Origin of the sequence: Providencia sp. PROV048, from assembly GCF_033688165.1 — a bacterium.
Classification (GTDB): Bacteria; Pseudomonadota; Gammaproteobacteria; order Enterobacterales; family Enterobacteriaceae; genus Providencia; species Providencia hangzhouensis.
In genome coordinates this window covers 2,510,912-2,534,321 of sequence record NZ_CP096360.1, presented here as the reverse complement: position 1 = coordinate 2,534,321, position 23,410 = coordinate 2,510,912, and the positions used below count along the sequence as shown (strand labels likewise).

The window sequence follows — 23,410 nt, the reverse complement described above, 5'->3', positions numbered from 1 at the left end:
ATGTTGAATAACCGAGCGAGCAAAGTAGGAGCCTCTCTGCTGGCTCTTTTTTTTATCTTAACCTATTTATTGCCGTTGGATAGCCGTTTACTTTGGCAACCAGATGAAACACGATATGCGGAAATTAGCCGTGAAATGTTACAGCGTGGGGATTGGATTGTTCCTTACATGCTGGATGTACGTTATTTCGAAAAACCAGTAGCAGGTTACTGGATAAACAATATTAGCCAGATGATTTTTGGTGAAACTAATTTTGCTGTTCGCTTTGGTTCGGTTTTTTGTATTTTCCTCAGTGCATTACTTGTCTACCGTATGGCAAAAATGATGTGGCGTAATAACCACGTTGCTTATGTTGCTAGCCTCATTTATATCTCAATGTTCTTGGTATTCTCCATCGGAACTTACAGTGTACTCGACCCAATGTTGTCTTTATGGATAGCGGCAAGCATGTTCTGTTGTTTGTGGGCAATGAAATCGAGAGAAGTAAAATCTAAACTAGCGGCATGGCTTTGTCTTGGGCTGGCTTGTGGCATGGCATTTATGACTAAAGGCTTTTTAGCCCTTGCGATCCCCGTGATAGTCATGCTTCCTGTCACAATCTATCAAAAGCGGTTCCTTGAGTTACTTAAGTACGGGCCGCTTGCAATAATTTCGGCGGTTATTATCAGTTTGCCATGGGCTTTGGCGGTTGCAAAACAAGAGCCTGATTATTGGCATTATTTCTTTTGGATTGAGCACATTAAGCGGTTCACGGCAGATGATGCTCAGCATATCGCACCGTTTTGGTATTATATTCCAATTATCATTCTTGGCGCTATTCCATGGGCAGGGCTGTTACCCGGTGCTATCATGAAAGGTTGGAAAGAACGTAAATCTAGCCCCGATATGTTTTTCTTACTGTGCTGGTTTGTTGTTCCCGTCATCTTTTTCAGTATTTCCCGCGGTAAGTTACCAACGTATATGTTGCCGTTTATGGCGCCATTGGCATTGCTTATGGCAAAGTATGGGGTTGACTGCGTCCGTAGTGGTAAAATGAAAGCATTGAAAGCCAATGGGATTATTAATGTTGTATTAGGGATCGCTGCGGTTATAGCGGTAATTGTCGTGAGCACGGTGATCAAAAAACCGTTATACGAACCTGATGAATGGTCAAAAATGGTGTTAGGTGTCGTTGCATTTTCTATTTGGGCGATTATCGGTTACCTATGTACGGTATTAAATGCTAAATATTGGTTATGGGCAGCCTCGTGCTCTTTGGCCGTGAGTTTGTGTATTGGTAGTGCTCTGCCGAACAACACCATCGATTCTAAATTACCTCAAAACTTTATTCATCAAAATCATGATTTACTGATGAATAGCAAATATTTGATGGCCAGTAATGTTGGGGTCGCAGCCGGTCTTGCTTGGGAAACTCAAAATTCCAATATCTATTTATACAATAGTAGTGGAGAGTTAAGTTATGGGTTGGAATATCCAGATAGCCAACATCGCTTAATAAAACCGGACCAGTTTGCACAATGGCTGACAAAAGCACGTAAAGAAGGGCAGGTAACTGTTGTCTTTTTATTAGGCCGTAAAGAAGGGTTACCGGATATTCCTAAGCCAGATGAAGTCATTAAAAATTCACGTATGGCGATTGTGGTTTACCATCAACAATGATTGCACAACTACTGCTGTTATTGCTGGTTAGCGTTTTGACCTGCGTTGGGCAAGTGGCTCAAAAGCAAGCCGTCGTCAATTGGCAGAGTAATAAAACCAATAAAACAGCATCAGCCTTTCGGTGGCTGGTGCTGGCGGTTTTTATGCTAGGCCTTGGCATGTTGTTTTGGTTGAAATTATTGGAAACCATGCCGCTGAGTATCGCTTATCCAATGTTAAGTATTAATTTTGTATTAATTACTTTAATTGGCCAGTTTGTTTATAAAGAGCAAACTGGGCTTAACCACTGGTTAGGGGTTGCTGCCATTATGTTTGGTATTTTGCTAATGAGTATCGGCGTATGAACAAGGGTTATTTGTGGGTGATTAGCAGTGCTTTATTAGTCACAGTCGCTCAACTGAGCTTAAAAGCCGGGGTAGTTGAACTACCCTCATTCACACTTGGCTGGCATTGGCTACAATTAGAGTGGTTACTCGCAAATATTACTAGCTTAGGAATTATTTTTTTAGGGTTAGTTTGTTATGCGTTATCGATGTTATGTTGGCTATTAGCTTTAAAACACATAGCATTGAATAAAGCTTATCCGCTTATTAGCTTAAGCTATGTTTTCGTTTATTTATTAGCAGTTTTCTTACCTTGGTTTAATGAACCTGCGACAGGACTAAAGGCCATTGGAATTGGCTTTATTTTATTAGGGGTATGGCTAATTAGCCGGCCCAATAAATCACCAAGTGATAGAACGGAATAATTTCTTAGTTGCTTATATTATAGTCTTCACGCACTATAATATAAGCAAGTTATCGCAATAAGATAGATAAATAAGGTGCTTTATGGTTATCAAAATACAACACCTACCACTATTATTGTGTTTAGTTTTAATTGGTTGTTCATCGACATCCGTTAAAAGAACGCCGCCGCCATTAAAAACACAATTATCAGACCCAATCATGACGATAGCGCAATTAAAAGACCAGCTAGAGCAGTGGTATGGTACGCCTTATCATTATGGTGGAATGAATCAAAATGGTGTGGATTGTTCCGGTTTTGTCTATCGCACATTTAACGACCGTTTTGCCATTCAGTTACCTCGAACAACAGTAGATCAAACTCAATTAGGCACACGGATTGATAAATCTGATTTGATGCCAGGGGATTTGGTGTTCTTTAAAACAGGTTCAGGAGAGAATGGATTGCATGTGGGGATTTACGATACCGATAATACATTCATTCACGCATCAACGAGTAAAGGGGTAATTCGTTCATCAATGGATAATGTTTATTGGCGAAAAGTGTTTTGGCAAGCAAGACGTATCTAAATTCACTATTTTATTCAGTGATTATGCTATCTTAAGGGCAAGTTTTGTTTTAAGGATAGCTCAATGTCAACAGTACGTTTACTCATCTCAGAATCCTACGACCCTTGGTTTAACCTTGCGGTTGAAGAAACTATTTTCCGACAAATGCCAACCGACCAACGTGTTATGTTTCTTTGGAGAAATGCGGATACCGTGGTTATAGGGCGTGCTCAAAATCCGTGGAAAGAATGTAATACACGGCGGATGGAAGAAGATAATGTTCGTTTAGCTCGGCGTAGTAGTGGCGGTGGTGCTGTCTTTCATGATCTAGGTAACACTTGTTTCACATTTATGGCGGGAAAGCCAGAATATGATAAAACAGTTTCTACACAAATCATTGTTGATGGATTAGCACAGGTCGGTATTAACGCACAAATTTCAGGTCGCAATGATTTGGTTTTAGATACAGAAAGTGGTCCGCGAAAAATATCCGGTTCTGCATACCGGGAAACGAAAGATAGAGGTTTTCACCATGGAACCTTGCTGATTAATGCAGATTTAAGTCGTTTAGCTAATTACCTGAATCCAGATCCTAAAAAATTACAGGCAAAAGGGATTACGTCAGTGCGTTCTCGTGTGGCTAACTTGTCTGAGCTTGTTCCTAATATTTCTCATGAAATTGTTTGTGAGGGAATAATTAAAAGTTTTTTTAATTACTTCGGTGAAACGGTCGAAGCGGAGTATATTTCCCCTGAAAAATTACCTGATTTGCCAAATTTTCCAGAAACTTTTGCTAAGCAAAGTAGTTGGGAATGGAATTTTGGGCAAGCACCAGCGTTTACTCACTATTCAGATACACGTTTTTCTTGGGGAGGAATTGAGTTTCATTTTGATATCGAAAAAGGCGTGATAAATCGCTGTCAGTTTTTTACAGATAGCTTAGACCCATCTCCTTTGGAGTGGTTAAGTGAGCAATTGACGGGTAAAACATATCAGACAGAAACAATACGTTCTTTAGGTAAACAAATGGCCGTAAAATGGCCTCAATTGCAGGAGCAGTTAGCTGATTTGGAAAACTGGCTAGTCCATGAATTAAGTTAAAAAAAGAGCCGACATAGTCGGCTCAGACATAGACTTCAAAATTGCAAATAACTAATAGGAAGGGATGTTCTAAAATAATCAGTTATGACAGTTACAAGTCATAAAGTTTTTGCATTCAGGTAATTCACCTGATTGGCGAAATTTTGCAGGCGTTGTATCAAAGTGCTTTTTAAAGATGCGGGTAAATGTCGCCTGTGAACTAAAGCCATATTGCAATGCGATATCAAGAATAGGTAAGTTGCCTTCACGTAATGATTTAGCTGCTTCTAATAAACGACGTTTACGGACGTATTCACCAAGCGTGCAGCCTTTCATTTCTTTGAAAACACGCTGTAAATGCCATTTTGAATAGCCGCTTTTATCGGCAATTGTGTCGATTTTGATGCCTTCATTGCGCTGCAACTGACTTTCAAGCCATTTAACAATATCGTTGACTACACTTTCTGACATATTTACCTCCTACTCAAGTAGGCTATTGTTCATTAATAACTAATAATAACTCACGAAATTAGGGTCTATTCTTCCTGTTTTTCCGATATATCGATAGGCTAAACGTGCGGTTTTTAATGATAATAACTATCAGTACAATAGATATTGAAAAAATTAACATTTTAAACATTCAATATTGTATGTTTAAAATTCTTTTAATTCAATCGCCTATGTTGTTACGTCATTTTTGTAGGTAAGAAAAAGAGAAAGTTTTCATTATATTCAAAAAAATTGTTCAAGCTATTCGAAATTATTAACCAAGTAAATAATTGAAATATTATTGCTTCATTTATAATCGTATTTCTATAACAATAAACAGGAAATTCCGAGGTAATTGTTATGATTGAAAGTGCTTATAACTACAGTTTTAGTAGTATGAATGACTAATATATGCGGTAAGTTAAATACTTTGTGCGAGAGATGGATGATTATTCTATTTCTATATCAAAAAGTGGCTTGTATCGTTGTTGTGAATTAATGAGGTAAAGGGTCTATGGCAATTTTCATGTCTAATTCAAACCACAATTTATGATTGAAAAGTATTTAGAAAATTACCATGACAGATTATCTACTTTCTTATTATTCTTTTATTATATGCGAGATATTGAAAGAATTTGCTTGCTCCATTCTATTTGTTCGGGAGTGCCTTCAATACGCTGGCCATACATTTGAATAATTTGGTTACCTTGGGTATCAAAGACCTCAAGACTTGTCACAAAGCCATCTTTAGTTGGCTTACGTGTGACCCAGCACTCAGAAATGCCATTTTCAATGATATGAAGTTTAAAGTTTGTACTTGAAACATTTAACCAATCAGTTTGAGAACTTTCAACAGAGAGTGATGATAGTTCATTTATTTTTCCTGTAAATATTTGCACACACCCACGGTTTCCTACAAAGAGCATAACTTCATTTTTTGCATGGTATGCAAGAGAGAGTAATTCAGATAAAGCCGTAGTAGGGACTTGCCATGCTAATTCTTGGCTAACGACACGAAAAACTTGCTGACGACTTAAATTGTGTTTCTTTAATATACCAAAAAACTGATGAACATTGGTCATCTCACGCCATTGTTGCTCTAATTGAGAGGCGAGTTCTTCGCTAATTTTTTGTTCTGAAAATGGCGAAATTGTTTTAGGTTCGATAGGCGGATTCTCTGATGTGCTGTAGCGCTCTATCATGGCTTGCCAAGCAGCTATATCAGAGTTGTCGGTGGAAAAGACCTTGTGTAACGAATCACCATATTTATCGAAAAATTGAATACTGTGGCGAGTTCCCTCTGGCATTTTTTCAGTGAGTGCAAAAACTGAGCTCCACTGCGCAAAGAACATGCGTAAGTCTAATGCTTTAGGGTTTAGAAATAGCCCACCGTGGTTACTAAATTTTGGGTTATTGTATGCACCCGTTTGAATACTAACAGCGTACTGATTACGAGTGATCCCTATAGCTTTGCCTATTGTGGTTAAATCTTGCAAGATATCAATAGGTTTACTGACCAATCGTTGAACATTATCTTTACCGACACGACAATGAATTAGTTGGGCCTCCGATACGCCAAGTAAGGCCGCTATTTCTTGGGAGTGCTTATCAGAGTGCGTTTTCTTAGCTTGCAGGTAATCATTATAGAGGTTTGAATTCACAAATTTTTCCTTAATAAAATTAAAAGACATAGTGAAAAGTTATCAACTGATTTATTTTTTATACTGCTGATAAATTTAATAAAATCAGTTGATAACATGGTTTTTTACTACTTAACTACCAGTTGTAATTCATGTTGAGATAAAAGTTCCGACCTTCTTGGGGTACACCAGTGGAAGATAGATATGGCTTATCAAATGCATTTTTCATTGTGAGAGTCGAACTTAACCCTTTTATGAATTGATCTGCTTGGTAATTCACATAGAAATCATGAATGCTATAGCCCGCATATTGAATGACTTCTTTATGATAGCGGTCTAAGCCTTTATCAGATCTGTGATGCCACTTTTTATATTTATCGTTACCTTGAAGTTGCGTTCTTGCAGAGAATTCCCCTATCCAACCTAGAGTAAAGCCAGTACTAGCAACCGGTACATTGAATCGAGCCGTTAGTGTTTCAGGGCGTATAGACGAAAGAGAATAATGTGAGCCGTCTTCTCTACCTGTGGTTTTATTGTGATTGATATTTAATTCAAACCACCGTGTTTTGTAGCTTATAAAGCTATCAATGCCATAAATGGATGCGCTGGGGATATTGATATAATAAAGCTCATCTGGGAACCATTGGCCATACCTTGGCGTATAAAGACCTTCAAGGGCAATATGGTTTTTAGCTTTGGTCTTAAAGTAGGTTGAACCGAATTGAAGGTCGCTATTATCAATAAATACTCCATCAAAACTGATTTTTATACCTGTTTCGAGGGTTCTATTCGTTTCTGGACGTAAATCAGGCGATGGACGAAAGTTCGAGGGAGTGCCAAAAAAGGGTATAATGAAATGGTTTGAATTGTTATAAAGCTCGGACATACGTGGAGTACGGTATGCTTCAGCGTATGATGAGTAAAGATTGAGCCAATGGGTTGGAGTAATACTAACAGCCATACGGGATGACAAGTTGATATGTTTATTTTCAGGGAAATTATTCCTCGATGCACGGTATTGTGTAAAGCGCGTTCCAATTGATAAAGTTAACGGTAATTGATGCAATGTCATGTCATTGACTAACCAGCCAGACAGGTTATCAAGTTCTGCTGGTGGATAACTTATTGCATACTGATTTGACGTTTGCTTTTGCTGATAATATTCGAAACCACTTTGAATATGATGATTTACCCAGTTATACATAGGTAAAGTGAAGCTATTAGTAAATTTAGTCCCATAGGTATATTGATTTCGCGTTTCAGAGCCATACTCTTTTGGTTTGCTCTTGACCTTAACTGTATCAGTTTGATCTAAATATAAATCTGTATAATAAATATCCCACTGGGCTTGCCAATTTACCTCATTTTTGGGTGTAAAAAATTGGCTAATGGCAACATCTCGCTGATGGCTTTGTCTTTCATGCGGTGTATTTGGATATCTATTTTTTTCTGAAGGTTTAGCGGGTTGTTTTACCCCTAAACTGTTGTTGCGGTATTCTTTTAATTGTAACGTCAAGTTATATGAAGGGTGGGCAAGCCAGCTGCTTTTGAGCATCCAGTTGCTTAGCTGTTCAGTATTATCAACCTCTTCAAACTCGGGTGAGCCGAGTAGGTGCTTTTTACGTTGACTATAGGTAAACAGAGTATCTGTTGATTCAGTTCTGCCTAATAGCGTTGCACCTGCATAGTAACCGTGATCATTACGGTTAATACCGCTAAAGACCTGACCACCGATTTTTTGCCCTGGTTTTAATATGTCAGCTGCATTTATTGTTTTGAATGATACGACTCCGGCTAACGCGCCGCCGCCATGATGTACAGATGATGCGCCTTTATGGACGTAGACTTTTTTTACTAAGGTGGGGTCAATAAATGTAGCTTCATATAAGCCGGAATAAAAGTCTTGGGTGATATTATCAACGGTGACTTTAACACCTCGTGAATCATAACCCCGCATTTGAATGCCCTGGCCATAAGTGCTATTAGAACCAGAAACAAATACTCCAGCTTGGCCTTTTAGTAAATCTAAGGCGGATGTCGCAGATTGATATTCAGGCGCTTTTGCATCAATTACATCGACTTGTTCTGCTACAGCGATATTTTCTAAACTAAGAGGTGAGGTCGAAACGTGAATAATGTCGCTGGTATTCGCTTTTGGAGTCGATAAGTTTTCACCTAAAGCGGTGTTGCTAAACCCGGTCATTACAACGGTGGCAGCAATAGCTGAGAGTGATATTTTATGATCTTGATGGATTGATGCAGGCATCGATTTAAACAGCATAGGAAATCCTTTCCTTTGGTTTCAGAATTTGCTGGCTGCCTGGATAAATAATCTGGGTGGCATGCAATAAATATTTATGTAACTCATTTATTTATTAGAACTATTTAGCCCTGTAATGTCGTAGCGAATAATGGGCTAGGCTACAGAAGTTCTAACGGATAAATTAGTTTGTAGTGAGAATTATTATCGTTGGCGCGAGGTGGGTCAAGGATTTCTTGGATTAAAATTCTGTATTTATTTTATTAATTAGATTATTATATTATTTAATTATGCATTAAATGATAATTATTTTTTTTGTAAATATAAAAGCCCTTTAGTTTCTATGTTCACTAAAGGGCTCATAATAAAAAAATTGGAATGATTTGGCTTATTTAAAGCGTGACTCAACAGCTTGAGCAAGAATTTCAATAAGTTGTTCGGTATCTTCCCAGCCAAGACATGGGTCGGTAATAGATTGGCCATAAACTAACGGTTGGTCAGAAACCACTTTTTGTGTGCCTTCAACTAAGAAGCTTTCTGCCATCACTCCACTGATAGCGGTCGAGCCATCTTTTATTTGCTCCGCAATATCTCGTGCAACTTCGAGTTGGCGACGATGAATTTTTTGGCAATTACCATGGCTGAAATCGACCACTAAATGCTCTGGTAATTCGAATTTACGCAGTTTGTCACAGGCTGCTGCTAAATCACCAGCCGTGTAATTAGGCTGTTTACCGCCACGCATAATGATATGGCCATGCGGGTTACCACTGGTTTGGTAAATGGTCATTTGGCCATTCTTATCCGGCGATAAAAACATATGCTGCGCCTTTGCAGCTCTTATCGCATCAATAGCAATATTAATATTGCCGTCGGTGCCATTTTTGAAACCTACAGGACAGGACAATGCGGATGCCATTTCACGGTGGATTTGGCTTTCTGTTGTGCGAGCGCCAATTGCTCCCCAACTAATGAGATCGGCAATATATTGGCCCGTGACCATATCAAGGAATTCGGTTGCCGTGGCTAACCCTAACTGGTTAACTTCAATCAATAATTTACGAGCTAACCGGATACCGGTGTTGACTTGGCAAGAATTATCGAGGTTAGGATCAGAAATTAACCCTTTCCAACCAACGACAGTTCGTGGTTTCTCAAAGTAAGTTCGCATGACAATTTCTAAACGGTCTTGATGACGCTCTCTTAACACATTTAATTTTTTAGCGTATTCAATAGCCGCATCGATGTCATGAATCGAACAAGGGCCAACAATAACCAGTAAACGTGGGTCTTGGCCGGATAATATCTGTTCTATGCGTTTTCGTGACGCTGTCACGTTTTCAGCGACTTTTTGGGAAATAGGAAACTCATCAGCAAGAGTTTGTGGGGTAATTAAGCTGTCCACTCTCGCAGTACGTAATTCATCAGTTTTGTGCATTTTCTTTCTCAAAGAACTTTAATAGGCATATGCCCTATAAGTGATTAAGATCACAATAAACGAATATGGCTTAATTTCAACCTCCAACTTAGCAGGAATGAATATTTTTTTTATTTGTATTCATTAAAAGATTCGTCTTTGTAAGCCCATGGTATCAATCACTTTTGCTGAAATTTCTTCAACAGAATAGTTAGTTGTATTTAAGTAGTTGATTTTATTTTGTCTAAATAAAGCTTCCACTTCAGCTATCTCAATACGACATTGCCTTATGGATGCATAACGGCTATTTTCACGGCGCTCTTCGCGGATAGCTGCTAGCCGTTCAGGGCTAATAGTTAAACCAAACAATTTATGTGTATATGGGCGTAATGCTGCAGGTAATTGTAAATTATCCATATCATCAGCCGTAAATGGGTAATTTGCCGCTTGGATACCAAATTGCATCGCTAAGTAGAGGCTTGTTGGCGTTTTGCCACAACGTGAAACACCAATTAGTATCACTTGAGCTTGGTCTAAATTTCGTAAAGAAATCCCATCGTCGTGAGCCAGTGTGTATTCAATAGCAGCTATACGTGCATCATATTGATTCATATTTTGCATAGATAGGCCATGGGTTCGGTTGAGTTTTGGCTCAGGTTCTAGGCCGACTTCCTTCTGAATTGGGGCGACTAGACTTTGGACGATATCTTGGCAAAAACCTGCACTCTGGGTAATGATTTGCTTAACTTCAGGGGAGATAATCGAATAGAACACTAAAGGACGCAACTGGGTTTCTTCGAAGATAATATCTATTTTTTGCTTAATTTCATGTGCACGAGCTTCGCTTGTTACAAACGGCAGAGTATAAGAAATAAATGACAGAGGAAATTGAGAAAGTACGGCATGTCCCAAAGTTTCAGCGGTTATCGCTGTTCCATCAGAAATAAAAAAAACAGTACGTTGAACTTGGCTTACCATATTATTCATTGCTCCTAATTCGCTCATCATTATTCGTCTCTATTGTATTTATCACTGGATATTGGGAAATATTATCTTTGTTTAAAGTTTAAAAATTAGTTTATAGGGGAAACTATAGCCATTTTTTGAACGATTTTTAGAACAAAAAAGTTTTCTTCAGTGATGGAACGATTCACCAGTCCATCTTCTCTTAGCGTCTGTGCTAGTCTATTTCACGAGGCGAAATTTCGCCAACGAGATTTTTTACGATTTGTACTCTGTCACTAAATTGCTATAAAAGGATCGCTTTCAATGTCCACAAATGGCCTCACTCCGTGTAATGTACTTTGGTATAACCAATTAGGGATGAATGATGTTGACCGTGTCGGGGGCAAAAATGCTTCTCTCGGTGAAATGATCACTAACTTATCTGATCTGGGAGTATCCGTACCTAACGGTTTCGCGACAACCGCACAGGCGTTTAATGATTTTCTGGAGCAGAGCGGTGTAAATCAACGCATTTATAACCTGCTAGATGAAACGGATATTGATGATGTGAACCAACTGGCTGTAGCAGGTGCTCAGATCCGTCAATGGGTGATTGATACACCATTGACGAAGGAGTTGGAACAAGATATTCGTGATGCTTTCGCACAACTGTCAGAAGGTGAAGCGGAAGCTTCATTTGCTGTCCGCTCATCGGCAACTGCTGAGGACATGCCTGACGCTTCGTTTGCAGGGCAACAGGAAACATTCCTTAACGTTCAAGGAATTGACGCTGTATTAGTTGCGATTAAACACGTTTTTGCTTCATTGTTTAATGACCGTGCGATTTCATATCGTGTTCACCAAGGTTATGATCACCGCGGTGTAGCACTGTCCGCGGGCGTTCAACGCATGGTACGTTCAGATTTAGCCTCATCGGGTGTTATGTTTACGATTGATACTGAATCGGGCTTCGACCAAGTCGTATTTATTACCTCTGCGTATGGTTTAGGTGAGATGGTGGTGCAAGGCGCCGTGAATCCAGACGAGTTTTATGTCCATAAACCAACGTTAGCCAATAACCGTCCTGCAATTGTGCGCCGTACCCTAGGCTCTAAAAAATTACAAATGGTGTATGCCAACAGTAAAGAGCACGGTAAACAAGTACAAATTGAAGATGTGCCAGAAGCACTACGCAATCGTTTCTCTTTAACTGATCTCGAAGTGGAAGAGCTTGCACGCCAAGCTATACAGATTGAAAAGCACTACGGTCGCCCAATGGATATTGAGTGGGCAAAAGATGGTCATAATGGGCGTTTGTATATTGTCCAAGCAAGGCCAGAAACCGTTCGCTCTAATCAACAAGTGATGGAGCGTTATCAATTAAAACAACAAGGACAAGTTTTAGTTGAAGGACGTGCAATCGGTCATCGTATTGGCTCTGGGGCTGTTAAAGTCATACATAACTTGAGTGAAATGGATAGAATTCAGGTGGGTGATGTACTTGTTACCGATATGACAGACCCTGATTGGGAGCCTATCATGAAAAAAGCCGCTGCGATTGTTACGAATCGTGGTGGACGTACATGCCATGCTGCGATTATCGCGCGTGAATTAGGCATTCCTGCGGTTGTGGGTTGTGGTGATGCGACTGACCGTTTGCAAGAAGGCCAAGAAGTGACAGTTTCTTGTTCAGAAGGTGATACGGGCTTTGTATACGAAGGTAAACTGGCGTTTGAAATTCACAGTTCTGAAGTGAGTGATATGCCAAATCTAGATGTCAAAATCATGATGAATGTCGGTAACCCTGACCGTGCATTTGATTTTGCTTGCTTACCTAATGAAGGCGTGGGTCTAGCTAGACTTGAGTTTATCATCAATCGTATGATTGGTGTTCACCCAAGGGCATTACTGGAATTTGATCAGCAATCTCCTGAGTTACAAGCAGAAATTCACCAAATGATGGCGGGCTATGATGACCCGATTGAATTTTATGTCGGTAAATTAACTGAAGGGATTTCTACTCTAGCCGCTGCTTTCTGGCCAAAACGCGTTATTGTCCGTTTATCTGACTTCAAGTCTAATGAATATGCCAACTTAGTCGGTGGGGATATTTATGAACCTGAAGAAGAAAATCCAATGTTAGGTTTCCGTGGTGCAGGGCGCTATGTATCTGACAGTTTCCGTGCCTGTTTTGCATTGGAATGCGAAGCGGTTAAACGTGTTCGCAACACTATGGGGTTAACGAATGTTGAAGTTATGATCCCATTTGTGCGGACAGTTGCACAAGCTGAGTCTGTAGTTGCTGAGCTGGCTAAACATGATTTGAAACGTGGTGAAAACGGTCTAAAAGTCATTATGATGTGCGAAATTCCATCAAATGCTTTACTGGCAGATCAATTCCTCGAACATTTCGACGGTTTCTCTATCGGTTCGAATGATATGACTCAGTTAACATTAGGTCTTGATAGGGATTCTGGTGTTGTTTCTGAGTTATTTGATGAACGAAACGATGCGGTAAAAGCCATGTTATCTATGGCTATACAGGCTGCAAAACGACAAAACAAATATGTAGGTATTTGTGGTCAAGGGCCATCCGACCATCAAGATTTTGCTCAATGGCTGGTAGATGAAGGTATTGATAGTTTATCTTTGAATCCAGATACCGTGGTACAAACATGGCTGACGATAGCTGAGAATCAATAGTTATCTCGTTTTTTAATCATCAAGGCTGAATGTGAATAACATTCAGCCTTCGCATTTATTTGATTAAAATTACCTATTACAGAAATTGATTAATACTATTATTAATAGGTTGATAGCAAACAGTTCTAAATAAATATTCATATAATACTTTTTAGGTATAAATAAAAAAAGAATATAATTACTCTTATTTTGTGTATTTAGTTTGGGCAGAAAATATACCTTAAATAGAAATAACGGAATTTATTTAATTATATAACGCTAAAGGAGTATGAAAACTGCTAGTTATGTCAAAAATTGATATTAATCAATAATTATAAAGTGATGTTCTGATTACGATATGAATAATATTCATATTAAATGAAGATAAAAAAAAAGCCTATCATGGGCTGACAGGCAAAGACTACACACAGCAATTCAGTTAAATAAAGCGACGCCTAAAAAGGGAGGGGCATAGCTTTTTATATCCATATGATTCAATAATAGAATGTTAAACTATTCATATTATACAATCATTAAGAACACTCTCAATATTAATATTACTCATTGTTACTTAAAGAGAATTAATTCAATAGATTTATGTTAACATAAATTAGACTAAATACTAACGTTAGAATGTTAAATATTGTTTCTAAATATTAATGGAGCAATACTTATTAAGTTAGCAGGCATGTCTTGCTTGAACATGCCTGCTACTAATCAACTACGTACTACTTTTTAATCGAAAACTCTTCTTCTAGAAATTTTTCAGTTTCTGTTAAGTCTTCACTTGGAACTGCAACCTCATTCATCCAAGCTTTTAATAAGCTATATGAAACGGCTAATACAACAGGGCCAATAAACAAACCAATCATGCCAAATGATAAAATTCCACCAATAACACCAACAAGGATCAGAACCATTGGTAAGTCAGCCCCCATTTTGATGAGCCATGGGCGAAGAACGCCATCCATAGTGGCAACAACGGCGGCCCATATAGCAAGAATAATTCCCCATGTCGTATCACCTGTCCAAAATAGCCAAATGACGGATGGCACCATAATGAGTAGAGGCCCCAATTGCGCCACACAGCATATAAACAACAAGACAGTTAAGATGGCCGCATAACCAATACCCGACAAGGCAAGTCCAATTCCTCCGACGATGGCTTGAATTAGCGCAGTGACGACGACACCAAGGGCAACAGCTCGAATAGATTGTGCCGCTAACACGACGGCAGCATCCCCACGGATCCCTGCGAGACGGACCGCAAAGTGACGGATGCTAACCATGACAGATTCGCCTTTAAGGTAGAGCAATCCACTAAATAGCAGCATTAGCATCAAGTGAAAAACAAATCTTCCTGCGCTAATGGCCTGTGTAGCAAACCAGCCAGCAGCTTGGCCAAAATAGGGTTGAATTTTAGCAAGTAAAGCATTCCCCCCACTGGCGACTAAGCTATGCCATGCATAGTAAATTTTCTCACCTACCATTGGAATGGTATTGAGCCATTCTAAATCAGGCAATGTTAAGCTTGACGGCGATTTCGCTAAATCAATAAGTGGTGTGCTATTTTCAATGATACTGCCAATTAGAATACCCAATGGAATAACGAACAGCAGTAATATAAGAAGAACCATCACCAATGTAGCTAACCAGCGCTTATGCCATAAGCGAGCTTCCAGTCTTAATAATAGTGGCCAAGTAGCAATTACCATCATTCCAGCCCATACAAAGCCAAGAATAAATGGATTAAGTACCCAAAAGCAGGCTGCTATCATTAAAACGATGGATAATAGGCCGAAAATAAGTTTGGGAAGATCCAAGCGTTTTTGCGATTTTTCCATTAATGACTGGTCCTTTACAAATGAAAATTCTGTGTCTGTGGCAAATTTTTAGGCGAAAATAACGTAATTTTTTTTCACGGTTAAAAAAAACAATATTGTGATATGGTTCATAATGACAATGTCATCAGCGGCTGTGCTGTCTTTACAGGCTGTGAAGGTAACCCATCATAGACCTAAGACACTATTGTGCAACTTAAAATAAAGATAGTACATAACGAGTAATGCGAACACTAAACAACAAGAGTCATCGTTAATAATGATCCCGCGTATATCAGAAGCTCCTCATCTTAGTCATCTAGTTATTGAGTTCTTGCATGAGCTACAAGAACAGGGTTTTACTGGGGATAACGGCACCAGCTATGCTGAGCGTTTATCCATGGCAACAGATAATAGTATTTACCAACTATTACCCCAAGCGGTTGTATTTCCGCGTTCGAGTGCAGATGTACAAATTATCACTCGGCTTGCGGGGCAAGCGAAATTTCGTGAGCTCAGCTTTACACCTCGGGGTGGTGGGACGGGAACTAATGGGCAATCCTTAACTGAAGGGATTGTTGTGGATATGTCCCGTTATATGAATAGGATTTTAGAAATAAACCCAGAGCAAGGTTGGGTTAAAGTTGAGGCTGGGGTCATCAAAGACCAATTAAATCAATACCTCAAACCTTACGGTTATTTCTTTTCGCCGGAGCTATCTACCAGCAACCGAGCAACATTAGGTGGAATGATCAACACTGACGCATCTGGTCAAGGCTCATTAGTATATGGTAAAACCTCTGATCACGTGTTAGGCGTTAAAGCCATGGTGTTAGGTGGAGAATGCCTAGATACACGTGCTATGCCTATCGAACTCGCCCAAACGATTGCGTCAGAAGATTCAACAGTGGGGCGTATATATAAAACAGTATTAGAACGCTGTTTAGAGCAACGTCCATTAATTGAAGAAAAATTTCCCAAGTTAAATCGTTTCCTGACAGGGTATGATTTACGTCATGTATTTAATGATGAACTAACAGAATTTGACCTTACCCGTATCTTGACTGGGTCTGAAGGGTCTTTAGCCTTTATTACCGAGGCGACGCTTGATATCACACCTTTGCCAAAAGTACGCCGCTTAGTAAACGTCAAATATGACTCTTTTGAGTCCGCATTGCGTAATGCACCTTTTATGGTTGATGCAAAAGCCTTGTCTGTTGAAACAGTTGACTCGAAAGTATTGAATTTAGCGCGTGAAGATATTGTTTGGCACTCAGTTAAAGCATTGATTACTGACATTCCAAATAAGGAAATGTTGGGGCTGAATATTGTTGAGTTTAGTGGTGATGATGAAGCGGAAATTAACCAATTAACTGAAAGCCTTTGTCAGCGGCTTGATGAGTTAATGGCGAATAACCAAGCCGGCGTGATTGGTTATCAAACCTGTCATGACCTTGAAGATATTACGCGCATTTATAACATGCGTAAAAAAGCAGTTGGGCTGTTAGGGAACAGCAAGGGGGCTGCAAAGCCAATTCCGTTTGTTGAGGATACTTGTGTTCCTCCTGAGCATCTTGCTGATTATATAGTGGAATTCCGTGCATTATTAGACAGCCACAACTTGAATTATGGCATGTTTGGCCACGTGGACGCAGGGGTATTACATGTCCGTCCTGCGCTTGATATGTGTGATCCGCAGCAAGAAGTATTGATGAAACAAATTTCTGATGAAATTGTGGCATTAACCGCTAAATATGGTGGGCTTTTGTGGGGGGAACATGGGAAAGGTTTCCGTGCGCAATATAGTCCTGAATTTTTTGGCGATGTATTATACGGTGAGCTTCGGAATATTAAAGCGGCATTTGACCCCGATAACCGTTTGAACCCAGGTAAAATTTGCCCACCTGCGGGGTTGGATGCACCGATGAAGCAGGTTGATGACATCAAGCGAGGAACGTATGACCGGCAAATTCCAGTCCAAATGCGCCAAGAGTTCCGTGGTGCTATGGAGTGTAATGGCAATGGGCTGTGTTTCAATTTTGATGTAAAGAGCCCAATGTGCCCATCGATGAAGGTGAGTGGTCAACGAGTCCATTCTCCGAAAGGCCGTGCAACACTTGTTCGTGAATGGTTAAGGTTGCTAGCGGAACAAGGCGTTACACCAGAACACCTTGAAAAAGGAATTACGCACAACCAGTCTTCATTAAGAGGCTTAATCGAGAAAACCCGTAATACTTGGCGTGCGAAGCAAGGGGATTATGATTTTTCTCATGAAGTGAAAGCTTCAATGGCTGGGTGCCTCGCCTGTAAAGCCTGCTCAACACAATGCCCGATTAAAATTGATGTGCCATCATTTAGAGCTAAATTTTTAGCATTGTATCATGGGCGTTATTTGCGACCTATTCGGGACCATATTGTTGCAAACGTCGAAGCGAGTGCACCAATACTTTCCAAGGTACCTAGCGTATTTAATTTCTTTTTACGTCAACCGGTGGTGCAAAAACTGAGCCAACACACCATTGGTATGGTGGATTTACCGTTATTTTCTCAACCCACATTAAAACAAGAACTTTCAGGCCATGCCGCGGTTTCTGTTACGCTTGAACAACTTGAAAGTATGGCGGATTCACAGCGTGAAAAATATGTGCTGGTGGTTCAAGACCCTTTCACTAGCTATTACGATGCCAAAGTGGTGGCAGATTTTGTCCGCTTAATTGAAAAGTTAGGTCTTAAACCTGTATTGTTACCGTTTTCACCGAATGGAAAAGCGCAACACATCAAAGGTTTTTTAGCGAAATTTGCTAAAACAGCTCGCAAGACAGCGGACTTTTTAAATCGAGTGGCAAAATTACAGTTACCAATGGTCGGTGTTGACCCTGCACTGGTACTTTGTTATCGCGATGAATACCATGAAATTTTAGGTAAAGAACAGTGCCAATTTACGGTGATGTTGGCGCATGAGTGGTTAATGACATTGCCTGAACCACACAATGTGCAAGTGGCTTCGACACAACCATGGTATTTTTTCGGTCATTGTACGGAATCAACGGCTTTACCTAATAGTGCGAATCAATGGACAGCGTTATTTGCTCGCTTTGGGCAAACATTAAATAATGTTAGTGTTGGCTGTTGTGGCATGGCAGGGACTTATGGGCACGAAGTGGCCAATCTTCAAAATTCAAAAGGAATTTATGATTTATCGTGGAAAGGCGCGATGTCTTCTTTGCCAAAAGATCGCTGTTTAAGTTCAGGTTATTCTTGCCGTAGCCAAGTTAAGCGAATGGAAAATGTATCGATAAAACATCCGATTCAAGCACTGTTGGAGATAGTTTAATGATTTGGAAACGTCAATTTAATTTGCAACAACTCGCTGAAATGTCAAAAACCTGCATGTTAGGGCATCTTGGCATTGAAATCACGGCAATTGGAGATGATTATTTAGAGGGAATAATGCCTGTCGATCATCGTACCAAACAGCCCTTTGGGTTATTGCATGGCGGTGCTTCTGTTGTGTTAGCCGAATCCTTGGGTTCAATTGCGGGTTATATGTGCTCGGAAGGGGAACAAAAGGTGGTCGGGTTGGAAATCAATGCAAATCATGTTCGTGCTGCTCGCTCAGGGGTTGTGAAAGGTATTTGTAAGCCTATTCATTTAGGACGTCGCCAGCAAGTGTGGAATATTGAAATTTTCAATGAACAAGGCAAATTGTGTTGTACTTCTCGCCTGACAACTGCGGTATTATTTGAATAATAACCATTCTATATATAGGGTTTTTTGGCTAATTAAATGCCAGAACACCCTATAAAACCCTTATTTTTGTATGGTTATATGGCCATTCTTTCTATAAATTCATTTTTTATCAAGTTAATTAAGTTGTATAATAAATGCATCTTTATTAATTTGTGTCATTTAAGTGTATTATTTAGTACAAATTTGAATAAAAAACACAACTCTATTTATTCATTATTTATCAATGGGTTAATCTTATTTTGCTAGGGGGTTGTTTGTTTTTTTACCTGATAGTGAGCAAGAAAAGAGCTAAAATAGCTATAACCTCTTAAAACAAATGGTTGAAGTCAATTAGCTAATCATTACCATAGGGTAGGCAGAGTTAATCTCCTGATAACAGGCTGAAAAGCCATAAGAAATGTGGGGTCAATATGACTGACGGTGTAGAGACATTTTCATTTGATGAAAACAATTGGCAGGGAGTTAGCCTGACACAAAGCGCTGCAAAACAAATCAAAAAATTGATGGTGCAAAACCCAAACACTAAAGGGCTTTCACTTGGCGTAAAACAGTCCGGCTGCGCGGGTTTTGGTTATGTATTTGAAATGATCGAAAACCCAACAGAGCAACACCTGTTATTTGAACTCGATGGCGCACATCTTTATGTGCCAAAAGAAGCAATGCCATTTATTGATGGCACAGTCGTTGATTTTGTCCAAGAAGGGCTGAATCAAATTTTCAAATTCAATAACCCGAAAGCCCAACATGCCTGTGGGTGTGGTGAAAGCTTCGGCGTTTAACATGTGAAGTCAGATTATGTCACAGAGCAATGTAGAAGTTGGCGATGATGTTCAAAGCTGGCTTGATGACCAGCGTTATAAAGAAGGCTTCTTTACCGAAGTCGCGACTGATGAAATGGCGAAAGGCATCAACGAAGATGTGATCCGCGCAATTTCAGCAAAACGTAATGAGCCTGAGTGGATGCTCCAATTCCGTCTTGAAGCCTTTAATCACTGGAAAGGCATGGAAGAGCCTCATTGGCTTAAAGCGAATTACCCAAATCTCGATTATCAAGACTATAGCTATTATTCTGCGCCATCTTGTGGCTCATGTGATGATACCTGTGGTTCGCAATCTGGTGCAACCCAAGGCACAGGTGTAGCGGAAACCAATAATTATTTAACGGCTGAAGTTGAAGAAGCTTTTAACCAATTGGGTGTTCCTGTACGTGAAGGGAAGGCTGTTGCGGTTGACGCCATTTTTGACTCGGTCTCGGTATCTACAACTTACCGTGATGACTTAGCCAAACATGGGGTTATTTTTTGTTCGTTCAGTGAAGCTATTCAAGAGTACCCTGAACTGGTACAGAAATATCTCGGCTCAGTTGTTTCGAGCCATGATAACTTTTTTGCGGCATTAAATGCGGCGGTAGCTTCAGATGGTACGTTTGTGTATGTACCAAAAGACGTACATTGCCCAATGGAGCTATCAACTTATTTTAGGATCAACGCAGCCAAAACAGGCCAGTTTGAGCGTACGATTTTAATTGCCGATGAAGGTAGCTATGTCAGTTATATCGAAGGGTGTTCTGCGCCTGTTCGTGATAGCTATCAGCTCCATGCGGCGGTTGTTGAAGTGATTATTCATAAAGATGCCGAAGTTAAATATTCGACTGTCCAAAACTGGTTCTCCGGTGGAGATAGCGAAGCCGGTGGGATCCTGAACTTTGTGACTAAGCGTGCATTGTGTGAAGGTGAAAATTCAAAAATGTCATGGACGCAGTCAGAAACTGGCTCTGCCATCACATGGAAATACCCAAGCGTTATCCTTAAAGGGGATAACTCTGTCGGTGAGTTTTTCTCTGTTGCATTAACAAATGGTAATCAGCAAGCAGATACCGGAACGAAAATGATCCATATCGGGAAAAACACCCGTTCAACGATTATTTCTAAAGGTATTTCAGCAGGTAAAAGCCAAAACAGTTATCGCGGTTTAGTGAAAATTTTACCAAGTGCACATAATGCTCGTAACTTTACCCAATGTGACTCTATGTTAATTGGTACACAGTGCGGTGCACATACTTTCCCGTATGTGGAAGTTAAAAATAATACGGCACAGCTCGAACATGAAGCGACAACCTCACGTATTGGAGAAGACCAGTTATTTTACTGTTTACAACGTGGTATCAGCGAAGACGATGCGATATCAATGATTGTAAATGGTTTCTGTAAAGATGTGTTCTCGGAGCTTCCATTAGAATTTGCCGTAGAAGCACAAAAATTACTGGCAATCAGCTTAGAGCACAGTGTTGGTTGATCCTAATCGAGTTTATTTGCGCTAAGGCGCTAAAGGCATGTAAATATGTTAAGTGTTAAAGATTTACACGTGAGTGTAGAAGGTAATGAGATTTTAAAAGGGTTATCTCTGGAAGTAAAACCAGGGGAAGTTCACGCCATCATGGGCCCAAATGGCTCTGGTAAAAGTACATTATCAGCCACACTTGCTGGCCGCGAAGAGTATGAAATTGATAGCGGTGAAGTGACGTTTAAAGGTAAAGACCTGTTTGAGTTAGATCCCGAAGAGCGTGCAGGGGAAGGCGTTTTCCTCGCATTCCAATACCCTGTTGAAATTCCAGGGGTCAGTAACCAATTTTTCTTACAAACCGCCGTTAATGCGGTCAGAGAATATCGCCAGCAAGAAGCATTAGATCGTTTTGATTTCCAAGATTTTATTGAAGATAAAATCAAATTATTAGAAATGCCAGAAGATTTACTTGCTCGTTCTGTTAACGTGGGTTTTTCCGGTGGTGAGAAAAAACGTAACGATATCCTGCAGATGGCAGCTCTAGAGCCTCAATTGTGTATTCTTGATGAAACTGACTCCGGTTTAGATATTGATGCGCTGAAAATTGTGGCTAACGGTGTGAATTCATTACGTTCGCCTGAACGTTCATTTATTATCGTAACCCACTATCAACGTATTTTGGATTATGTAAAGCCTGACTTTGTCCACGTGTTATATCAAGGGAAAATCATCAAATCAGGTGATTTCAGTTTAGCGAAAAAACTGGAGGAGCAGGGTTATGGCTGGCTTATTGACCAACAGTGAAAGAGCACAAAAACGTGCTGAAGTTGCAAAGCTCAATGAGCAAGCAATGTCACGTTTTTCTGAATTGTTTGAGCAACGACACGGTGTGAATTCTCAACATGCTAAAACCCATTGGGAAATGGCAAAACAAGTTGGCTTGCCTGCGTTTCGCCATGAAGATTGGCACTATACACCATTAAATATGGTACTTGAGGCTCAATATCGTTTTAGTGATAGCGATGTTGAAGCAAAAGACTGTGAAGCATTGGCTCTGCCGATTGACGCCTATCGCCTTGTTTTAATTGATGGGCGCTATAGTTCAGCACTAAGCTCCATTGATATGGGGCCATTCCAAGTGTCTTTGCTTGATAACCAAGACTTGCTTCCTTCGCCTGTAAATAGCGAGATTTTCTTGCATTTAACAGAAAGCTTGGCGGTACAACCGTTAGTTGTTCATCTTGCTGCAAATAAAATAGCAGAGAAACCATTGTATCTGCTGAATATTTCAACGGGTAGCAGCGATAAACAGGCTACGAATATTAGCCAGTATCGCTGCCATTTAACGTTAGATGCGAACAGCAAAGCTCAAGTGATTGAGCATTATGTCAGTTTGAATGACCAAATGCACATGACGGGCAGCCGTTTAACGGTTGAAGTCGGTGATAATGCAGATTTTAGTCACTTTAAGTTAAATATTGAAAATGGTCAGGCTCAGCATTTTGCTCACAATGATATTGTTATTGGGCGTGATAGTCGGGTGAAAAGTACGAGCTTTTTACTTGGCGCATTATTAACGCGAAACCATACCAGTGCTCGCCTTGATGGTGAAAATACAGAATTTGAACTTAACAGTTTATTGCTGCCTAAAGGCAATGAAATTGCAGATACTCGTACGTATTTGGAGCACAATAAGGGTTACTGTAATAGCCGCCAACTACATAAAGTCATTGCGATGGATAGCAGTAAAGCTGTCTTTAATGGCATGATTAAAGTAGCGCCGAATGCATTAAAAACAGATGGTCAGATGACTAACAATACGTTGTTGTTAGGTGAAAAAGCTGAAATTGATACTAAACCTCAGCTTGAGATTTATGCGGACGACGTAAAGTGTGGTCACGGTGCAACGGTCGGTCGTATTGATGACGAACAACTGTTTTATCTGCGTTCAAGAGGCATTGAGGGTAAAGCAGCAAAACATATGATTATCATCGCATTTGCTGCAGAACTTACAGAATCTATTGAATCGGAAGAGTTAAAACACGCTGTGATGGCAAACATCCGCCAGCGCTTAGCGGAGGTTTAATATC

At 39.9% G+C, this 23,410-nt stretch carries 18 protein-coding genes; 12 read left to right on the top strand and 6 right to left on the bottom strand.

Annotation, left to right across the window (positions count from 1 at the left end):
- The 5 genes from arnT (at nt 1) to M1F26_RS11135 (ending at nt 4,055) form a co-directional block, all read left to right on the top strand.
- The gene (gene arnT / locus M1F26_RS11155; RefSeq protein WP_140170574.1) at nt 1-1,659 is read left to right on the top strand and encodes a lipid IV(A) 4-amino-4-deoxy-L-arabinosyltransferase; all 1,659 of its coding nucleotides are present in this window, start codon (nt 1-3) and stop codon (nt 1,657-1,659) included.
- Nucleotides 1,656-2,003 carry a 4-amino-4-deoxy-L-arabinose-phosphoundecaprenol flippase subunit ArnE gene (gene arnE, locus M1F26_RS11150; protein WP_004263742.1) on the top strand — a complete coding sequence of 116 codons (348 nt, stop codon included), beginning with the start codon at nt 1,656-1,658 and terminating at the stop codon, nt 2,001-2,003. Before arnT ends, arnE begins: the two co-directional genes overlap by 4 nt.
- Nucleotides 2,000-2,407, top strand: a complete 408-nt coding sequence (gene arnF / locus M1F26_RS11145; protein ID WP_004263744.1) for a 4-amino-4-deoxy-L-arabinose-phosphoundecaprenol flippase subunit ArnF — start codon at nt 2,000-2,002, stop codon at nt 2,405-2,407. The genes arnE and arnF overlap by 4 nt, the downstream gene beginning before the upstream one ends.
- 82 nt (nt 2,408-2,489) lie before the next feature.
- Complete coding sequence (locus tag M1F26_RS11140) at nt 2,490-2,975, top strand: C40 family peptidase (protein WP_036958662.1); 486 nt, start codon at nt 2,490-2,492, stop codon at nt 2,973-2,975.
- 63 nt (nt 2,976-3,038) lie between these two features.
- Nucleotides 3,039-4,055, top strand: a complete 1,017-nt coding sequence (locus M1F26_RS11135; protein ID WP_004263748.1) for a lipoate--protein ligase A — start codon at nt 3,039-3,041, stop codon at nt 4,053-4,055.
- 78 nt (nt 4,056-4,133) lie between these two features.
- On the opposite strand, the gene M1F26_RS11130 is transcribed toward M1F26_RS11135, so the two are convergent.
- The 5 genes from M1F26_RS11130 to M1F26_RS11110 form a co-directional block, all read right to left on the bottom strand.
- Nucleotides 4,134-4,505, bottom strand: coding sequence for a helix-turn-helix domain-containing protein (locus M1F26_RS11130; RefSeq protein WP_140170573.1), 372 nt, complete (start codon nt 4,503-4,505; stop codon nt 4,134-4,136).
- 629 nt (nt 4,506-5,134) lie between these two features.
- A complete protein-coding gene (locus M1F26_RS11125) occupies nt 5,135-6,184 on the bottom strand; it encodes a hemin-degrading factor (protein WP_096863962.1) in 1,050 nt (349 codons plus the stop codon).
- Between the two features lie 115 nt (nt 6,185-6,299).
- Nucleotides 6,300-8,444: a TonB-dependent receptor domain-containing protein gene (locus tag M1F26_RS11120; protein ID WP_140170572.1), complete on the bottom strand. Its 2,145-nt coding sequence runs from the start codon at nt 8,442-8,444 to the stop codon at nt 6,300-6,302.
- Between the two features lie 367 nt (nt 8,445-8,811).
- On the bottom strand, nt 8,812-9,861 hold the full coding sequence (locus tag M1F26_RS11115; RefSeq protein WP_004263759.1) for a 3-deoxy-7-phosphoheptulonate synthase: 1,050 nt from the start codon (nt 9,859-9,861) through the stop codon (nt 8,812-8,814).
- Between the two features lie 123 nt (nt 9,862-9,984).
- Nucleotides 9,985-10,848, bottom strand: coding sequence for a pyruvate, water dikinase regulatory protein (locus tag M1F26_RS11110; RefSeq protein WP_004263762.1), 864 nt, complete (start codon nt 10,846-10,848; stop codon nt 9,985-9,987).
- Nucleotides 10,849-11,109: 261 nt separating this feature from the next.
- On the opposite strand from M1F26_RS11110, the gene ppsA reads away from it, so the two are divergent.
- Nucleotides 11,110-13,488, top strand: a complete 2,379-nt coding sequence (ppsA, locus tag M1F26_RS11105; RefSeq protein WP_140170571.1) for a phosphoenolpyruvate synthase — start codon at nt 11,110-11,112, stop codon at nt 13,486-13,488.
- A gap of 707 nt (nt 13,489-14,195) precedes the next feature.
- Here the strand turns inward: ppsA and ydiK are convergent.
- Nucleotides 14,196-15,311, bottom strand: a complete 1,116-nt coding sequence (gene ydiK, locus M1F26_RS11100; protein ID WP_004263767.1) for an AI-2E family transporter YdiK — start codon at nt 15,309-15,311, stop codon at nt 14,196-14,198.
- A 256-nt stretch (nt 15,312-15,567) separates the two neighbouring features.
- Here ydiK and M1F26_RS11095 point away from each other — a divergent pair, with 256 nt between their 5' ends.
- From M1F26_RS11095 to sufD, 6 genes are all read left to right on the top strand, one after another.
- The gene (locus M1F26_RS11095) at nt 15,568-18,621 is read left to right on the top strand and encodes an FAD-binding and (Fe-S)-binding domain-containing protein (protein WP_140170570.1); all 3,054 of its coding nucleotides are present in this window, start codon (nt 15,568-15,570) and stop codon (nt 18,619-18,621) included.
- Nucleotides 18,621-19,037, top strand: a complete 417-nt coding sequence (menI, locus tag M1F26_RS11090) for a 1,4-dihydroxy-2-naphthoyl-CoA hydrolase (RefSeq protein WP_094961759.1) — start codon at nt 18,621-18,623, stop codon at nt 19,035-19,037. The genes M1F26_RS11095 and menI overlap by 1 nt, the downstream gene beginning before the upstream one ends.
- A 410-nt stretch (nt 19,038-19,447) precedes the next feature.
- Entirely contained in the window at nt 19,448-19,816 is a 369-nt protein-coding gene (sufA, locus tag M1F26_RS11085; protein ID WP_004263773.1) for a Fe-S cluster assembly scaffold SufA, read from the top strand.
- Between the two features lie 16 nt (nt 19,817-19,832).
- Nucleotides 19,833-21,332 (top strand): Fe-S cluster assembly protein SufB, encoded by a 1,500-nt coding sequence (gene sufB, locus M1F26_RS11080; RefSeq protein WP_140170569.1) that lies wholly within the window; start codon nt 19,833-19,835, stop codon nt 21,330-21,332.
- A 45-nt stretch (nt 21,333-21,377) separates the two neighbouring features.
- The gene (gene sufC / locus M1F26_RS11075; RefSeq protein ID WP_004263776.1) at nt 21,378-22,124 is read left to right on the top strand and encodes a Fe-S cluster assembly ATPase SufC; all 747 of its coding nucleotides are present in this window, start codon (nt 21,378-21,380) and stop codon (nt 22,122-22,124) included.
- Entirely contained in the window at nt 22,099-23,406 is a 1,308-nt protein-coding gene (gene sufD, locus M1F26_RS11070) for a Fe-S cluster assembly protein SufD (RefSeq protein WP_140170568.1), read from the top strand. The genes sufC and sufD overlap by 26 nt, the downstream gene beginning before the upstream one ends.
- The last annotated feature ends 4 nt before the right edge of the window (nt 23,407-23,410 follow it).

Excerpts from the sequence above, each read along its gene's own strand:
- arnT (WP_140170574.1), top strand. The coding sequence starts at position 1 with ATGTTGAATAACCGAGCGAGCAAAGTAGGAGCCTCTCTGCTGGCTCTT.
- arnE (WP_004263742.1), top strand. The coding sequence starts at position 1,656 with ATGATTGCACAACTACTGCTGTTATTGCTGGTTAGCGTTTTGACCTGC.
- arnF (WP_004263744.1), top strand. The coding sequence starts at position 2,000 with ATGAACAAGGGTTATTTGTGGGTGATTAGCAGTGCTTTATTAGTCACA.
- M1F26_RS11140 (WP_036958662.1), top strand. The coding sequence starts at position 2,490 with ATGGTTATCAAAATACAACACCTACCACTATTATTGTGTTTAGTTTTA.
- M1F26_RS11135 (WP_004263748.1), top strand. The coding sequence starts at position 3,039 with ATGTCAACAGTACGTTTACTCATCTCAGAATCCTACGACCCTTGGTTT.
- M1F26_RS11130 (WP_140170573.1), bottom strand. The coding sequence starts at position 4,505 with ATGTCAGAAAGTGTAGTCAACGATATTGTTAAATGGCTTGAAAGTCAG.
- M1F26_RS11120 (WP_140170572.1), bottom strand. The coding sequence starts at position 8,444 with ATGCTGTTTAAATCGATGCCTGCATCAATCCATCAAGATCATAAAATA.
- M1F26_RS11115 (WP_004263759.1), bottom strand. The coding sequence starts at position 9,861 with ATGCACAAAACTGATGAATTACGTACTGCGAGAGTGGACAGCTTAATT.
- M1F26_RS11110 (WP_004263762.1), bottom strand. The coding sequence starts at position 10,848 with ATGATGAGCGAATTAGGAGCAATGAATAATATGGTAAGCCAAGTTCAA.
- ppsA (WP_140170571.1), top strand. The coding sequence starts at position 11,110 with ATGTCCACAAATGGCCTCACTCCGTGTAATGTACTTTGGTATAACCAA.
- ydiK (WP_004263767.1), bottom strand. The coding sequence starts at position 15,311 with ATGGAAAAATCGCAAAAACGCTTGGATCTTCCCAAACTTATTTTCGGC.
- M1F26_RS11095 (WP_140170570.1), top strand. The coding sequence starts at position 15,568 with ATGATCCCGCGTATATCAGAAGCTCCTCATCTTAGTCATCTAGTTATT.
- menI (WP_094961759.1), top strand. The coding sequence starts at position 18,621 with ATGATTTGGAAACGTCAATTTAATTTGCAACAACTCGCTGAAATGTCA.
- sufA (WP_004263773.1), top strand. The coding sequence starts at position 19,448 with ATGACTGACGGTGTAGAGACATTTTCATTTGATGAAAACAATTGGCAG.
- sufB (WP_140170569.1), top strand. The coding sequence starts at position 19,833 with ATGTCACAGAGCAATGTAGAAGTTGGCGATGATGTTCAAAGCTGGCTT.
- sufC (WP_004263776.1), top strand. The coding sequence starts at position 21,378 with ATGTTAAGTGTTAAAGATTTACACGTGAGTGTAGAAGGTAATGAGATT.
- sufD (WP_140170568.1), top strand. The coding sequence starts at position 22,099 with ATGGCTGGCTTATTGACCAACAGTGAAAGAGCACAAAAACGTGCTGAA.